This is a genomic window from Streptomyces sp. NPDC000594 (assembly GCF_040299965.1).
Lineage (GTDB): Bacteria > Actinomycetota > Actinomycetes > Streptomycetales > Streptomycetaceae > Streptomyces.
In genome coordinates, this window is record NZ_JBEPCY010000011.1 from 114,524 (window position 1) to 129,575 (window position 15,052).

General features: G+C 74.6%; 12 protein-coding genes. 5 read left to right on the forward strand and 7 right to left on the reverse strand.

All coding sequences use genetic code 11. The features are described 5' to 3' along the window. Nucleotides 1-27 precede the first annotated feature (27 nt). From ABT354_RS17855 to ABT354_RS17865, 3 genes are all read right to left on the reverse strand, one after another. Nucleotides 28-1,254, reverse strand: a complete 1,227-nt coding sequence (locus tag ABT354_RS17855; RefSeq protein ID WP_351494673.1) for a helix-turn-helix transcriptional regulator — start codon at nucleotides 1,252-1,254, stop codon at nucleotides 28-30. Nucleotides 1,255-1,385: 131 nt separating this feature from the next. Beyond that, on the reverse strand, nucleotides 1,386-1,661 hold the full coding sequence (locus ABT354_RS17860) for a DUF4190 domain-containing protein (RefSeq protein WP_351494675.1): 276 nt from the start codon (nucleotides 1,659-1,661) through the stop codon (nucleotides 1,386-1,388). Nucleotides 1,662-1,805: 144 nt separating this feature from the next. Continuing rightward, entirely contained in the window at nucleotides 1,806-2,687 is an 882-nt protein-coding gene (locus ABT354_RS17865; protein WP_351494677.1) for a universal stress protein, read from the reverse strand. Between the two features lie 319 nt (nucleotides 2,688-3,006). On the opposite strand from ABT354_RS17865, the gene ABT354_RS17870 reads away from it, so the two are divergent. Next, nucleotides 3,007-4,026: a polyprenyl synthetase family protein gene (locus ABT354_RS17870; RefSeq protein ID WP_351494680.1), complete on the forward strand. Its 1,020-nt coding sequence runs from the start codon at nucleotides 3,007-3,009 to the stop codon at nucleotides 4,024-4,026. Between the two features lie 159 nt (nucleotides 4,027-4,185). Beyond that, on the forward strand, nucleotides 4,186-5,346 hold the full coding sequence (locus ABT354_RS17875; RefSeq protein ID WP_351494682.1) for a terpene synthase family protein: 1,161 nt from the start codon (nucleotides 4,186-4,188) through the stop codon (nucleotides 5,344-5,346). A gap of 70 nt (nucleotides 5,347-5,416) precedes the next feature. Here the strand turns inward: ABT354_RS17875 and ABT354_RS17880 are convergent, their stop codons facing one another. Next, a complete protein-coding gene (locus tag ABT354_RS17880; protein WP_351494684.1) occupies nucleotides 5,417-5,899 on the reverse strand; it encodes a GNAT family N-acetyltransferase in 483 nt (160 codons plus the stop codon). 155 nt (nucleotides 5,900-6,054) lie between these two features. Between ABT354_RS17880 and ABT354_RS17885 the strand changes: the two genes are divergently transcribed. Then, nucleotides 6,055-7,491 (forward strand): PLL family lectin, encoded by a 1,437-nt coding sequence (locus ABT354_RS17885; protein ID WP_351494686.1) that lies wholly within the window; start codon nucleotides 6,055-6,057, stop codon nucleotides 7,489-7,491. Nucleotides 7,492-7,580: 89 nt separating this feature from the next. Here ABT354_RS17885 and ABT354_RS17890 read toward each other — a convergent pair whose 3' ends face one another. Further along, on the reverse strand, nucleotides 7,581-10,871 hold the full coding sequence (locus ABT354_RS17890) for an ATP-binding protein (protein ID WP_351494687.1): 3,291 nt from the start codon (nucleotides 10,869-10,871) through the stop codon (nucleotides 7,581-7,583). A gap of 261 nt (nucleotides 10,872-11,132) precedes the next feature. Here ABT354_RS17890 and ABT354_RS17895 point away from each other — a divergent pair, with 261 nt between their 5' ends. Both ABT354_RS17895 and ABT354_RS17900 read left to right on the forward strand, forming a co-directional pair. After that, nucleotides 11,133-11,300, forward strand: coding sequence for a hypothetical protein (locus tag ABT354_RS17895; protein WP_351494689.1), 168 nt, complete (start codon nucleotides 11,133-11,135; stop codon nucleotides 11,298-11,300). A 116-nt stretch (nucleotides 11,301-11,416) separates the two neighbouring features. Beyond that, on the forward strand, nucleotides 11,417-12,763 hold the full coding sequence (locus tag ABT354_RS17900) for an FAD-dependent oxidoreductase (protein WP_351494691.1): 1,347 nt from the start codon (nucleotides 11,417-11,419) through the stop codon (nucleotides 12,761-12,763). Nucleotides 12,764-13,357: 594 nt separating this feature from the next. Here the strand turns inward: ABT354_RS17900 and ABT354_RS17905 are convergent. Then, nucleotides 13,358-14,194 carry a class I SAM-dependent methyltransferase gene (locus ABT354_RS17905; protein ID WP_351494693.1) on the reverse strand — a complete coding sequence of 279 codons (837 nt, stop codon included), beginning with the start codon at nucleotides 14,192-14,194 and terminating at the stop codon, nucleotides 13,358-13,360. 181 nt (nucleotides 14,195-14,375) lie between these two features. Continuing rightward, complete coding sequence (locus ABT354_RS17910) at nucleotides 14,376-15,002, reverse strand: TetR/AcrR family transcriptional regulator (RefSeq protein WP_351494695.1); 627 nt, start codon at nucleotides 15,000-15,002, stop codon at nucleotides 14,376-14,378. Nucleotides 15,003-15,052: the final 50 nt, after the last annotated feature.

A 15,052-nucleotide genomic window follows, 5' to 3' on the forward strand; every position in this document is an offset into this window, starting at 1 on the left:
CGCCCGTGGTTCATTCCTTCCCCTGGTTCATACCGCTCCGTGGTTCACACTGCTCCGTGGTTCGGGCGCCGCCTGGAGCGGTGCGGACCCGGTCCGGTGGGCGAGGAGGGTCGCCACCAGATCACGGCGGCTGCGTACCCCGGTCTTGTCGAAGACCGACTTCAGATGCTCCTGGACGGTGTACGGGGAGAGCCGGGCCATCCGGCTGATCTCCGCCGTGGAGTGGCCGCGCAGCACCAGCGCCACGATCTGGCCCTCCCTCGGGGTGAGCCCGTGGGCGGCCGTGATCAGCGCGATGTGCTCGCCCGGACCGGCCGGTTCGACGGCGACGGCGACCCGGGTGGGGCCCTCTCCCGTCAGCCGCCAGGCGTGCAGCCGGACCCGGACCCGGCCCCGGGTGTGCGCCCAGGAGGTGAGGGACCCGGGGGAGCCGGGGGCGCGCACCGCCGCGGCGACCGCGTAGAGAGCGGGCGGAAGGGTGCCCTCCGCCCATCCGTCCGGTCCTTGCGCACCACGGCTGTCCTCGTCGGCGCAGTGACCGTGCGGCTCCCTCGTGTCCGCCGGGCACCCCTCGCCGGGCGCGGGCAGTTCGCCCAGCCAGATCCCGGCCGTGGGGCTGGACTGGACGACGGTGTACTCCTCGTCCAGCAGCACCAGCGCGGGGGCGGGCAGCTCGGGGCCCGCCCCGGGCGCGGGCTCAGCGCACCGGGCCCGCTGGGTCAGATGCAGCCTGCGGAGGATGTCCCCCAGCGGCTGGACGAGCGACCGGGCCACGGTCCTGGCCTGCTCCCCGGGCGGCGGGTCGTCCGGGCCGGTCCCGAGCATCAGCGCGCCCCAGACCCCGTACCGGTCGCGCAGCAGGAAGCGCAGTTCGTCCGCGAGACCGAGGGGGCGCATGATGTCCCGGTACCGGGGGCTGCGCTCCCGTACCCCGCCGATCGCCTCGCCGAGCACCCCCACCGGCACCGGCCGCCGGGCCAGTTCGGCCAGCCCGTTGACATCGCCCTCGCGGTACTCGATGTCCAGCATGCGTGGCAGATACCGGAGGGGAACGGCCTGCCGGTACTGGCCGCCGGTGTTCATCAGGGTGTCGGGGTCGAGGGTGACCCCCGCCCAGACCTCGGAGCGGAGCACCGGGCGCATCGCCCGCAGGACCCCGTCGAAGAACTCGTCGACTCCGGCCGCCCCCGCCGCCGCCCGTACCGCCGCGTCCACGACCCCGCCGGGACCTGTCGCTCCCCCGTACCGCACCATGGCCGCACGGTAGACCGGGTTCCCCGGCGGCGCGGCATGGTTGGACGGTGTGTCGTCCCTGGTCGTCCCCGGTTGTCCCGGCCGGTGCGGCCGGGGGGCGGTCACCGGAAGCGGGCGGCGGCGCCGGGTGGTCAGGCGCGGGTGACCAGGAGCAGGGCGTAGATGACCAGGATCGAGCCGCCGAGGACGATCCCGGCCCTGGCCGCGGTGGTACGGCGGCGGTCCCCCGGGGCCGTCCTGTTCCCCTGGCGCAGGGCCAGATACCCCGTGAGGACGGCGAGCGGCGCCATGAGGAGGCTGAGGAAGAAGAAGCCCAGCACACCGCAGAACAGGCTGAGGAACGCGAGCCCTGTGGCGAGGGCGGGGGAGTGGGTACCGGCCCGGGGCAGGCTCTTGGAGGCGTACACGATCTGACTCCTGTCGTCGATGTGTGTCCTTCCACGGATGCGGCTACCCGCTCCCCGCGGGGGTACGCCTTTGCCGGGCCGGGTCGAGCCGAACGGGTGGAGCACGGATGGGCCGGCCGGTCCCGACCGGCCGGCCCGGGCGGATCAGGGCCTGTCGCCCCGTACCACCGCCACCGGGCAGTGCGCGTGATGCAGCAGCGCCTGGCTCACCGACCCCAGGAGCAGCCCGGTGAAGCCGCCGCGCCCGCGCGCACCCATCACGATGAGCTGCGCGTTCTCGGTCTCCGCGATCAGTGCCTGACGGATCCGCCGCTCCACCAGCCGCCGGTGGACGGTGACATCCGGGTGCCGGTCCTGCCACCCGGCGAGTGCCTCCGCCAGCAGCCGTTCCTCACCCGCCCGGATCCGGTCGAGCCCGTCGACCAGATTCTGCGGATGTCCCGGGTCGTCGTCCCCGCGCTCGGTCCAGGTGTTCCACGCGTGCACGGCGACCAGCTCCGCGCCCCGCGCCGACGCCTCGGCGAAGGCGAACCCGACCGCCGCGTCGGACTCCGGCGAGCCGTCCACCGCCACCACCACGGGCCCGGAGGCCCGTGCGTCGCCCCGGACCACCAGCACCGGGCAGCGCCCGTGCGCGGCCAGATGCACCGCCGTCGATCCGACCAGGAGCCCGATGAACCCGCCCATCCCGCGGCTGCCGACGACCACCAGGGACGCGTCCCTGGACTGCGCCTCCAGCACGCTCAGCGGCTCCCCGGTCACCAGATCCCCGGTGACCTCCACCCCGGGCTCGGTCTCCCGGGCCCGGGCGACCCCGTCGGCCAGCATGCGCTCGGCCGCGTTGCGCAGCCCTCCCTCGCGCGGGCCGGAGGGGGAGGGGCCCAGGGACACATGCATCGTCGGCCAGATGAAGGCGTGCACCACATGGAGCCCCACCCCGCGCAGCCGCGCCTCCCGGGCCGCGACCTCCACCGCGGTGAGCGCCGACTCCGAGCCGTCCACACCGACCACGACCGGACCGTTCATCACAGCACTTCCGTTCTTCCGCGTGCTTTCCACGTGTCTTCCGCAGGTCTTCCGCGTGTCTCGCGTGGGTGCGGTACCCGTGGCACCGCCCGCCCCCAGTCTCGGCCCGGGAACGGGGGCCCGCACGGGCCGAACGTCCATACCGCGCGGGACGAACAGCCCGGATGGCGGATGACGCAAGCAGTATTTCGGACAACGGGGACCTGTCGGTGGTGGATGCGGTGGGGTGACCCCGCCCGGCTTTGAGCCCGTCTCCCGTGTTGCGCGTGTATCCCACCGGGGGCAGTGGCATGGTCGAGACCGGCCGGGAGGGACTGGCGTGAGGGAAACACGTGACTGGACGACCATTCGGGACCAGGCCGCCGCTGTGTCGGAGCCCCTGCTCCGTTCGCTGGTGGGAAGCCTGCCCACGGAGATCCGGCATGCCTGCGGGGTGCACTTCGGCTGGTGGACCGAGCAGGGGGCGGCCTCGGCCGGTCAGCCATCGGGCAAGGCCGTCCGCCCCGCCCTGGCCCTGCTGGCCTGTAGGGCGGCCGGTGGCGCCGCACAGGCCGCACACCCGGCGGCGGTCGCCGTCGAACTGGTGCACAACGCCGGCCTGCTCCACGACGACATCATCGACCGCGACCCCGTCCGGCGGGGCAGACCGGCGCTGTGGAAGGCCATGGGCGTCCCCGCAGCGATCCTGGCGGGCGACGCGCTCTTCTTCGCCGCCGTACAGGCCCTGACCGAAGCGCCCCGGCCCGACCGTACGGTCCCCGTCCTGCTGGCGACCGTACGGGAGCTGGTGGAGGGCGAATACCTCGACACCCTGCTGGAGAGCGAGGCCGCCGCCGACGAGGAACAGGTGCTGGCGGTCGCCGCCGGCAAGACCGGCGCGCTGCTGGCCTGCGCCTGCGAACTGGGAGCCATCGCCGCCGACGCCACCGACGAGCGCGCCGCCCATCTGCGGGCGTTCGGCCACCATCTCGGTATCGCCTTCCAGTGCGCCGACGATCTGCTCGGCATCTGGGGCGACCCCGCCGTCACGGGCAAGCCCGCCCTGTCCGACCTGCGGCGGCGCAAGATCTCCCTCCCGGTCGCCGTCGCCCTGGCCGACCGGACCCCGCACACGGCCCGGCTGCGCGCGCTCTACCGCCGGGACGCACCGCTCAGCGACGAGGACTGCCGATCGGCCGCCGAGGTGATCACCCGGACGGGGGCGCGGCGGGTCACCGAACGTTGGGGCGACCGGCACAGCGCCGAGGCCCTCCGCCATCTCCGGCTCGCCGGACCCGAGCCGGGGCCCCGCGCCGAACTCGAAGCCCTCGTCCATCTGGCCACCCACCGCGACCACTGACCCACCGCGACCGCCGACCCGTCGCGATCACTGACCCACCCATGACTGCCCCACCCATGACCGCCGACCCACCCGCGACCGGTCACCGGCCGGGGACGCCCGGGGGGACGCCCGGGGCGGGCCCGCCGTCCCGGCCGGCGCAGGAAAGGACGCTCCACCATGACCAGCGGGATAGCCGGCTTCCCCACCGCCGACAGCCAGGAGACCACCGCCGTCGCGGATCTCTGGTCCAAGCTGCGGCTCACCGATATGAAGATCTTCTGTCCCGTGCCGCTGCGGATCCATCCGTACGGGGCCGCGGAGCTGGACGCCCACGGCACCCGGTGGCTGAGGTCGCAAGGGGTCCCCCTGCCCGAGGCGTCCGGGCAGGGGGACACCCGCCTGGGTCATCTCTTCAGCGCCGGGATGCCCTACACCACCGAGGACTTCCTCACCCGCTTCATCTGCTTCAACTACTGGGGCATCCTCTGGGACGACCATCTGGACGCCCTCGCCCCCGATCTGGCCGCCGTGACCGCCCATGTCGGCGAGGCCAGTCGTATCCAGTACGAACCGGGGGGCGTCCCGGTGCCGGACGACCTCCGGCTGCGGGTGCTGCGCGCCGCCCTGGAGGTGCTCCGGCCCGGACTCTCCCCCGAGGCCTGGCAGATGTTCTGCGCCGCCGCGCTCTCCTGGTACCAGGGCCAGGTGTGGAAGTACGCCCTCCAGCACCGCTCCACCCCGCCCGGCCTGGGGGAGTGGCTGCGTATGCGATGGGCGAAGCTGGGCACCTCCATCCTGGCCGCCATGACCTGCCCCGGCGCCGGGCAGCCCGCCTCCTCCGCGATGCTCGCCGAACCCGCCGTACGCGCGTTCACCCATGCCACCTTTCTCGCCCCCGCCATGCTGAACGAACTCGGCAGCCTCACCAAGGAGAGCCCCACCGGGCAGAGCACCAACCTCGTCCTGCTGCTCGCCCGGACCCACCGCGTCGGTGTCACCGAGGCGGCCCTCCAGGTCTGGGAACTCTACGAGCGCCTGGTGGGGCTCATGCTGCGGCTGCGGACCCGGCTCCTGGCCGATCCCCGTCCGGCCGTCGCGCATTACGCCAAGGCATTGCCCCACTGGCTGCCCGCCACCCTGGAGTGGCATCTCACCAGCTCCCGCTACCGGGCCGCCGCCCCCGCCGCCGAACCCGCCCCCGCCCCCGCTGCCGAACCCGGACCGGCCCCCGCGCCCCGGCTGGTCCTCACCGACACCCCCACCCTGTGGGACCCGGACGACCACACCCCGCCACCCGTACCGGAACTCGCCTGGATGTGGCGGCAGACCCAACCCTGACGCACACCCCCGCACTTCCGCCGGTGCCCCGGTGTCCCGCCCGGGGCCCTCGGGGTACCGGTGGCCCCGGCTACAGCGGGGTCCGCAGGGTCACCGACTGCGGCCCGAAGCCGTTGCGCTCATAGAACCGCACCGCCCCCGCGTTGCCCGCGTAGGCCGTCACCTCCGCCGCTTCGGCCCCGGTCGTCCTCGCCCAGCCGAAGAACTCCGCGACCAGCCGCTGTCCTGTGCCACCGCCGCGCAGCGCGGGCCGTACATACATGCTCACCAGGGTCGCGATCCGCACCGGCCGTATCGCGGACGCCTCCCCCAGCACCCCGGTGAGATGGCCCACGATCTCCCCGTCGCGCTCCGCGACCAGCAGCAGCCGGTCCGGATCGTCGATGCCCGCGGCGAAACGGCCGGGCCCGTGCTCCTGGGGCCAGCCGAGATCGATATACGGATCCCGGACCCCGGCGTCCTCGGCGAACAGCGCGCCGCTGCATGCGACAAGGCCGTCCACATCGGCGTGCCCGGCCCTGCGGACCACCGTGCTCTCCTGTCGATCGCTCATGGTCCGCGACCCTACCCCCGGGCACTGACAACGCCCCCGGAACCGGGGGCGGGAGGGCGCCGCGTGATCGCATCCGGCCGCCGCGCGTTCCGATCTCGCGCCTTCGGGGTACGACCCCTCGCAGCGGGCGAGGGGCCAGGCTGAAGGAGCCCGGTATGGCACCCACCGCACCCGACTTCGGTCCCGCGATCGATCCGTACGCGCCCTACGAACCGCAGCGGGACTGCGACCCCGACCCCAAACCCGGCCTGCTCGGCTTCCGTGACCTGGTGCTCGCCGCCTACCCCGGCACGACCAGCATGGGCATCAGCAGGTCCTGCGGCAGCGGCGGCCAGAGCGAGCACAAGGAGGGCCGGGCCTGGGACTGGGGTGTGAGCGCGCACAGCCAGGCGCAGCTCGCCGACGATCTGATCGGCTGGCTCCACGCCACCGACCGGCACGGCAACACCCATGCCCTCGCCCGCCGTTTCGGAATCATGTACATGATCTGGAACCGCCGGATCTGGATGTCGAGCCGGCCGGCCGACGGCTGGCAGCCCTACCGGGGCTCCAGCCCCCACACCGACCACATCCACTTCAGCTTCTCCTGGGCCGGCGCCCGCCAGGAGACCAGCTGGTGGAAGGCGCCGGTGGTGCCGGACCGGCGGCAGCGGCTCGCGGTCGGGATGTCGCACGACGGCCGTCTGGAGGCCTTCCACGGGGCCGTCGACCAGATCTACCACACCTACCAGCACCAGCAGGGCGGCAGTTGGTCGGGGTGGAAGGCGTTCGGCGGTCCGGCGTCGGCGACGGTCGCGCTGTCGGCCGCCCCCGACGGGCGGCTGGAGCTGTTCGCGATGAACGGCGAGACCTTCCTCCACCGTTATCAGGTACGGCCGTCCGCGGAGTGGGCCGACTGGTACCCCTTCGGCGGAGGCGGGGACCATCTCGCCGTCGCCCCCAACCACGACGGCCGGCTCGAAGTGTTCGCCTCGAACGCGTCGGGCGTGCACCACCGCTGGCACACCACACCGGGCGGCACCTGGCACGACTGGAGCCCCCTCGGCGGCCCGCCCGCCGCCCGGCTCGCGGCGGCCCCCGCGTCGGACGGCCGTATCGAGGTGTTCGCGATGAACGACGACATCTTCCGGCACGCCTGCCAGACGGACCTCTCCGGCACCTGGCGCCCCTGGGTCGACTTCGGGCTCGGCGGCGACCAGCTGGCCGTGGGCCGGAATCACGACGGCCGGCTCGAAGTGTTTGCCTCCAACCCGTCCGGCGTCCATCACCGCTGGCAGAACGTGCCCGCCGGGGACTGGCACGACTGGCGCCCGCTCGGTGGCCCCCCGGCCGCCCGGCTGGCGACGGTCGCCTCGCACGACCACCGGATCGAGGTGTTCGCGATGAACGATGAGATCCTTCAGCACACCTACCAGACCGACACCACCGGAGCCTGGCGGGCCTGGCAGGACTTCGGCGGCGGGGGCTACTTCGTCCAGGCGCTGCGGAACCCCGACGGCCGGCTGGAGATCTTCGCCAACAACCCCGGCGGTGTCCACCACCGCTGGCAGCACCGGCCCGGGAGCGACTGGCACGACTGGCAGCCCCTGTGACCGCCCGCCGCACCGGATCGGCGCGCCACCGTACCCGGCCGGCGCGCCGCCGCACCGCGATGGCGCGCCGGGCCGTCCGGGCGGGGGCGTCACAGCCGCCAGCGGATCTCCCGGTCCGGGGTGTAGCGGCACATCGTCCCCGTGGCCACCGCGCCCCGCAGATGGGCCGCCAGACCGGGATGCCGCTCGTCCAGCCTGCGCAGGGTGTCACGGATCCGGGCGGCGACATTCTTACGGGCACGCTCCCGTGGGTCGTCCGGCCGGCGGGGGTGGCGGCCCCCCGCACCCGTACAGCGGCGCACCTCCTCCAGCAGGGCGGCGCGTTCCCGGTCGTACGCCGCCGCGCGCTCCTCCTGGCCCCGCACCACCGCCCGGTCGATCTCCGCGTCCAGCCGCTCCAGACGGCGGCGGTACCGTTCGCGGGCCTCGGCGTCCAGCGGCCCGCCGGCCCCCGCCGGGTGCGCGGCGGCGGCCGTCCCGCCGTCCGGGTCCAGCAGCCGGACGGCCGCGATGTCCTGGCCGGGCAGGCTCAGCAGACGGTGCAGATCCCGCAGGCCCTTCGCGTCGGGCAGATGCACGGTGCGGTCCTCGTAGGTCAGCCGCCACACCTCGCCGACCCGGCGGAACTCGTACCCACCGGGCGGCCGGTCCGGCACGACGGATGCCACCGGCGGCCCCGCCACGGCCCGTTCGGCACAGGCGCGCGGCCGCGCCACACCCAGTCGGCGCGCCCGCTCCTCAGCCTCGCCGAGCAGAGCGGCGAGCCGGTCGTCATCCGTCCCCCGCGCGCGCAGCACGGCGGCCAGCTCCAGCCGGGCCCGCAGCGACCACGGCAGCGCGTCCATCCGGTCGGCCGACCGGATGGCCTCCCCGAGATGACGGACGGCCGGCTCCCACCGCCGCCGCGCGGCGTCCAGCACCCCCAGCCACAGGGCGGCGGGGCCACTGATGTCCCAGCCGAGGAGGGAGACCAGCCACTGCCCGGTGTACGGGGCCAGCGAGTCCCGGATGCTGTCGCACCACTCCGGATCACCCGACACGGCGGCCGCCTGCGCCTGATAGCGCAGCCACAGCGGAGTGACACTCCGGTGGAGCAGCGTGTCCCCGCCGGCCCCCGAGCCCGGGAGCGGGACGGGTACGCCCGGACGCCCGCCCGCCTCCAGCTCGGTGAGGGCCGCCACCAGCGCCGTGTACGGATACCGCTGACTCCTCAGCACCTCCACCTGCCGCCGCGCCTCGGGGAACGCGCCCCGCAGCATCCGAAGCGCCCAGCGGTGGTGGGAGACGAAGAACGCGTACGGGTCGGTGCCCACCGATCGCAGCGCCTCCGAGGCGTCGAGCAGCTCCTCGGCCTCGGCGAAGCCGCCCGTCACACCTCCCATGACACTGCGGTCCAGCAGGGAGGTCAGACGCAGCCGGGGGGAGCCGTCGGCGTCGGCCACCGAGGCCAGCGCGGACAGATCGTCCCGGCAGCGCGGATCGTCCGCCTCCAGTGCCGCGACCCACCGCATGGACATCGCCACATGCTCCGTCCAGCGGTCGCCCCGGCGCCGGGACTCCCCGATCAGCTCCGCCGCCAGTCCACGCCGCGCACCCGCCGACCCGGGCTCCCACTCCGTCTGGAGCCGCGCCCAGAGCCCGATGTACAGGGTGTCGTCGTCGCCCGCCGCACGGGCTCCGGCCACCACCGCCGCGGCGACCCGCCGGGCCGGCTCCCAGAGGGAGGCCCGCGGATCACCCTCGCGCTCGCCTTCGTCGGCGCCCGGGTCCGGGTCCGCGCCTGGCTCCGGCCCCGCGTCCGGCTCCGGCCCTGCCGCTGCCTCCGCCTCCGGGCGGTCCGTGGTGACCAGCCGGTCCCGCGCCCAGCCCAGGGCCCTCGATGTCAGCAGCGCCGTGTCCCCGCGTTCGTCGGCGCTGTACAGGGTCAGTGCCGTCCGCCCGATCAGCAGCGGGTCGCCCAGCTCCCGCGCCCCGGCGGCGGCTTCACCGAACACCTCCCAGGAGCGCCGGTGCTCACCGGAGAACTGGAGCGCCAGCCCCAGGTCGAGACCGATCAGCACCCGCCGCACGGGGGCGGTGTCACCGAGACGCTCCAGGGCGCGGCCGTAATGTCCCACCGCCTCCTCATGGGCGAGGCGGTTCTGCGCATGGCGCGCGGCGTCCAGCATCAGCGCCACGGCCTCCTCCGCCGCCAGCTCCCCGAGGGCGCAGTGGGCATGCCGGGCCAGCTCCACGGGAAGCGGTACGTCCGGCGCGGCAGCGGCCCCCGCCGCGCCGTCCCGCAGCGCCCGTACGGCGGCGGCGTGCAACCGCCGTACCTCCACCGGGTCCAGACCGGCGTAGAGCGTCTCGCGGACGAGATCGTGCTTGAAGACCACCCGCCCCGACGGCTCCGTCTCCACCAGCTGGGCGTCCGCGGCCCGCGCCAGCCAGTGGCGCACCCGCGCCGGCGCGGCGCCGCTGACGCCCGCCAGCGTGCCGGGGTGGAAGCGCCGCCCCAGCACCGACGCGGCACCGAGACAGGCCACGACCGCTCCGTCCAGCAGCTCCAGCCGCTGCCGCAGGGAGGCGTGGAGCCCCGGCGACAACCCGCTCATGGAGTGCCCGACCGCCCACAGCCGGGTCATCTCCTGGACGAAGAAGGGATTGCCACCGGTACGGCGCAGCACCTCGGCGGTGACGGTGTCGTCCGGTTCCCGGCCGGCGGTGCGCCGCATCAGTTCGGCCACATCCGCCGTGCCGAGACCCGGGAGCGGCAGGGTCGTGGAGCGGGTCATCAGCGACAGCAACCGGTCCCGCGCGGGGTGGTCCGGCCGGTCGATCTCGGTGTCCCGGCAGGTCGCCACGGTGAGCACCCGCTCCAGGGAGAGATGCTGCACCAGGAACCCCAGCAGGGCGACCGACGCGGGGTCGGCCCAGTGGATGTCCTCCAGCACGATCAGCACCGGCCGCCGCTGCGCGGCGGTGACCAGCATGGTCGTCACCGCGTCGAAGAGCTGGAACGGGTCGGCCTCCTCGGCGCCCGCCCCACCGTCCAGCAGGATCCGTCGCACCACTCCCTCCGTCCCCGCGGTGGCCGGAGCCGACCCGTCCGGCCCGGGAGCGCACAGACCGCGGATCACCTGGGTCCACGGCCAGTACCCGGGAGTGCCGTCGGCGCCCCAGCACGATCCGCGCAGCACCGTCATGTCCCGGCTCCGGGCCTCGCGGACCGTCCAGCCGGCGAGCGAGGTCTTGCCGATCCCCGCCTCACCGGTGATCAGCACCAGACCGCCCTGTCCGGCGCCGGCCCGTACGAGACGGGCGCGCAGGACACCCAGGACTTCGTCCCGCCCCAGCAGCGCCGAGGGGGTGCCGCCCCCGTGCGGTGCCCCGCTCATGTCCTCCACCGGTCCCGGCGGAAACCTCCCCGACTCCTCATGCGCATCCCCATCGGGGGAGCGTAGAGGCTGTTCGAAATATGGATCAACTTGGTTAAACACCTGAACGACACCGGCCCGGTCCGTTCCCTCCGGGTGTACGGGGCAGGGGGCGGCCGAGGCCCCTCGGAAGGGCTGTCGGTGACGGCGCCTAGACTGGCCGGATGATCGCTCGGTGTTTCCTACGCCGGCCCCAGGGCGGGGCGCGTAGGGAAGGAAGACATGGCTCACTCACCTCATCGCCGCCGCAAGGGCTGTGGTGTGTGCAACCCTCACAAGCTGCGGGGGTACGGACGTTCGGTCCGTGACCCGTGGCCGGTCCTGCGGAAGCTGGGCCGCAAGCGCCGCGTCGGCCGCGGTGACCTGGGCGACCAGGGCCGGGAGGGCTAGGAGCCGCCCCGGCGGACCGGGCACCCCTTCGACGGCACTGTCGCACGCACCCTGTCGCCCACTTCCGGTGTGCGACATGATGCGCAGCGCAGTCGTCGGCGGAGGGGTGCGCTTTGATGTCCGAAGGGTCCGAGGGAATCGACCATGCCGTGGTGGTGGGCGCCGGGGTGGCCGGGCTGCTGGCCGCCCGGGTGCTGGCGGAGCGCTTCGCGCGCGTCACGGTGATCGAGCGGGACGACCTCCCGGAGGGGGCGGCGCCCGCGTTCCGGGCCGGGGCGCCGCAGACGCGGCATGTGCACATTCTCTGGTCGCGGGGTGTCGCGGCGCTGGACGCGCTGTTACCGGGCGTCGTCCAGGAGCTGGCGGCGGCCGGGGCGGTCCGGGTCGACGCCCCGGAGCGGATGCGCTGGCTCTCTCCGGCGGACTGGTTCACCGGTGTGCGGGGAGCGTTCTATCTGTCCGTCTCCCGCGAACTGCTGGAGACGACCCTCCGCCGCAGGGTCCTCGACCGGCCGTCGATCACGCTGATGGACCGTCATGAGGTCACCGGGCTCGTCCCGGCGCCGGGCGGAACCGCGATCGGCGGTGTACGTCTGCGCCGGCGGGGCAAGGACGGCCAGGAGTCCTCGGTGCGCGCGGGGACGGTGGTCGTCGCCACCGGCCGGGGCTCCCGCCTCGCGGACTGGCTCCCGGGGATCGGATGCCCCGCCCCGGTCACGGAACGGATCGACGCGCACCTCGGCTACTCCTCCCGCTACTACCGCCGCCCGGCCGCCGATCCGGGCTGGCAGGCGATGTATGTCCAGGGCAACCCCGGGACGCCGCGCGGCGGGGTGATCGTCCCGATCGACGGCGAGCGCTGGCTGGTCACCCTGATCGGCCAGGGCGACCATGTGCCACCGGTCGAGGAGAAGGCATGGCTCGCCTTCGCCTCCTCGCTCCGCTCCCCGGAACTGGCGGACGCGCTCACGGAGGCGGAGCCACTGTCGGACGTGGTCGCCTTCCGCGCCACCGCGAACGAGTGGACCCATGTGGAGCGGGTACCGCGATGGCCGCGCGGACTGCTGGTCATCGGGGACGCGCTCTGCCGGTTCAACCCGGTCTACGGGCACGGGATGACGGTCGCCGCGGTGGAGGCCCAGGTGCTCGCGGGCGAGATCGCGGGGTACGGCCCGGGGGAGGTCGCCGCGCGGGCGCGGCGGACCCAGCGGGCCCTGGCGGCCTGCCCACGTGCCGCCTGGGCCATCGCCACGGGCGAGGACACCCGCTATCCGGGCACCGACGGGCCGGTACCGGGCCGGCTCACCCGGATCCAGCAGGACTACATGGCCCGGGTACTGGCCGCCGCCAATACCGACCCCGTGGTGGCCGGGGCCTTCTTCGAGGTGCTGTCGCTCAACCGCCGCCCCGAGACCCTGCTGACGCCCCGGATCGCGGCCCGCGCCCTCCGCCGCCGGAGGTGACCGGCTCCCCGGGACACCGCCGGCCGGCGGCCCCGGGCCTCCCCGTGTACACCCTCGGACCCCACTCCGACCGGAGCACGGCCGGGTCCGACCCCGCCCCACGAGGGCACCACCTCCGTCCCCCCGGTCCCCGCCGACCGGGGCGACGCGGTCCGCGCACAGGCCGTCGTCCTCAGCGGCACCTCACCCGAGCGCGCCGCCCGCCTTCAGGACCGCCCACGGGCGCGTCACGGAAAGCAGCCCGGACGCTGGTCCCCGGAGGCGTACGACGCGGTGGAGTCGGTCCGGCGGGTCCTGGAGAAGCCGGCCGGCCGGGCCGGCATCGCACCGGACACCGTGGTCGGGGGCGTGTCCGGCCTCCGTCACCAGGGCATCTCCAGGACCCTCCGCTTCACCGCCGACGGCACCAACACCCCGGCCCCCGGGGCGCCGTCCTTCCTCTTCCGGGCCCAGGGGAACGGCTTCCGCTTCCTGGGACGCCACGACCGGCTCGGCCGAACGCCCCGCCGTACCGTCCCCGCGTCCGGTGCCGCCGGGAGGTACGGACGGTGCCCGGTGCCGCCGGACGTACGGCCGGTCCGGCCCCCGGGGCCGTCACCCCGCCCGGTCCGCCGTGACGGCGTAGTAGTCGAGGATCCCCCGCTCGTACGCGTGCAGGAAGTTGCGCGGCCAGGTCCCCGGCGCCCACCAGCGGCCGATCCACCGGTCCCAGCCCCGCCAGACCTGGGGGCCGATGGACTCGACCCGCACCCCGGTGAGCCCGGCCGCCGTGAAGGCGTCCGTGAGCGCCGACACCGGCCGGGCGATGTCCAGTCCGTCCGCGAAGGACTCCAGCAGCCCCGCCAGCTCCCCGGGCCTGCCGGGAGCGTCGTCCACGGTGAAGAACCCCGCCAGGGCCACCCGGCCGCCCGGCCGCAGCACCCGCGCGGTCTCCGCCGCGAAGGCGCCCAGGTCCGGGAAGTGCTGGGCGGCCTCCACACTGAGGACGACATCGAACCCGCCGTCCTCCAGGGGCATCCGTTCGGCGGCCCCCCGGACGAACCGCAGCCGGTCCGGCTCCTCGCGCAGCAGCCCGGCCCGCGCCTCGCGCGCCCGCCGCAGCTGCTCCGGATGGATGTCCATCCCGGTGACGGTGGCGGGCGCGTACTCCTCCAGGACCAGGGCGCAGCCCCTGCCGAGCCCGCATCCCACTTCCAGCAGATCCGGCCGGGGCGGCAGCCGGGCGGTGTCCAGGACATGCCGGTAGAGGTCCTCCTGGCTGCGGATCCGCTCCTCCTCGCCGACCGGTCCGTCCAGATCGATGTTCCGCCAGTAGCCGAAGTTGATGAACCCTCCGGCGAACATCGGAGCCCCGGCCAGATCGCCGGGGCCGTACACCTCCTGTACCGCGGGACGCATCGCCGGAACGGACGCGTCGTTCTCGTCTGCCACCGCCACCTCCTGAAGAGCACCTGCCCCTGTGGTGCGCACGGAGCCCCGCGAGCACCATCTCCTCGTACCCCGATCCCCGTCGCCGCACCCCCGCGCACCGGCGGACGGCGCGGGCGGCTTCAGCCGGATGGCCCTCCCCGGTGCCGGAGCGCGGCCCTCCAGGCCCCGGAGCGCGGCCCGCTCAGGGCAGCAGCTGCCGCACCAGCGCGTCCGTCGCCCACCGCTCCCAGCGCTCCGGTGTCCAGCCGCGCCCGGTGACCAGCAGTCCATAGGTCTCCGGCCCCAGCAGGGCCAGGGCCACATCGGCGGCCGAACCGGCGTCATGGCCGTCCCGCAGCCCTCCGTCCGCCTTGGTCACCAGGGCCTGGGCGAAGCGCAGTTGCACAGTGTGCCGTTGCTCCTGATTGGTCCGCCAGAGCGCGGCCAGCTCGGGCTCCGCGCTCGCCGCCGTCCGGACCACCTCCAGCAGCGGCGCGGCCCGCTCCAGGACCCGCCGGGCGCCCGCCGCCTGGCGGGCGAGCTGGGCGGCGGGGTCGGGCTCGGCCAGCACCTCATGGGCCCAGGGCCGCTCCAGGGTGGCGACCGGGTCGTCGTCCCCCGCGACGGCGATGTCCACCAGCTCCTTCAGCAGGGCGCGTTTGGTCCCGAAGGTGAAGTACACGGTCTGCGTCCCGACCCCGGCGGTCCGGGCGACCTCCTCGACGGTCGTCCCGGTCCAGCCCCGGCCGGTGAACAGCCCGGCGGCGGCGTCGAGCATCCGCAGCCGGGTACGACGGGCCTTCTCCGCCCGCGACAGCGGCGCACTCACGGCTGTCTCCCTTCCTCGCCGGGGCCCATGGTGCCGGGCCCCGGATTTTG

What these genes read in the sequence shown, in the direction of transcription:
- ABT354_RS17875 (WP_351494682.1), top strand. Translation starts at nt 4,186, where the DNA reads ATGACCAGCGGGATAGCCGGCTTCCCCACCGCCGACAGCCAGGAGACC.
- ABT354_RS17855 (WP_351494673.1), bottom strand. Translation starts at nt 1,254, where the DNA reads ATGGTGCGGTACGGGGGAGCGACAGGTCCCGGCGGGGTCGTGGACGCG.
- ABT354_RS17895 (WP_351494689.1), top strand. Translation starts at nt 11,133, where the DNA reads ATGGCTCACTCACCTCATCGCCGCCGCAAGGGCTGTGGTGTGTGCAAC.
- ABT354_RS17865 (WP_351494677.1), bottom strand. Translation starts at nt 2,687, where the DNA reads ATGAACGGTCCGGTCGTGGTCGGTGTGGACGGCTCGGAGTCGGCGCTC.
- ABT354_RS17890 (WP_351494687.1), bottom strand. Translation starts at nt 10,871, where the DNA reads ATGAGCGGGGCACCGCACGGGGGCGGCACCCCCTCGGCGCTGCTGGGG.
- ABT354_RS17900 (WP_351494691.1), top strand. Translation starts at nt 11,417, where the DNA reads ATGTCCGAAGGGTCCGAGGGAATCGACCATGCCGTGGTGGTGGGCGCC.
- ABT354_RS17880 (WP_351494684.1), bottom strand. Translation starts at nt 5,899, where the DNA reads ATGAGCGATCGACAGGAGAGCACGGTGGTCCGCAGGGCCGGGCACGCC.
- ABT354_RS17885 (WP_351494686.1), top strand. Translation starts at nt 6,055, where the DNA reads ATGGCACCCACCGCACCCGACTTCGGTCCCGCGATCGATCCGTACGCG.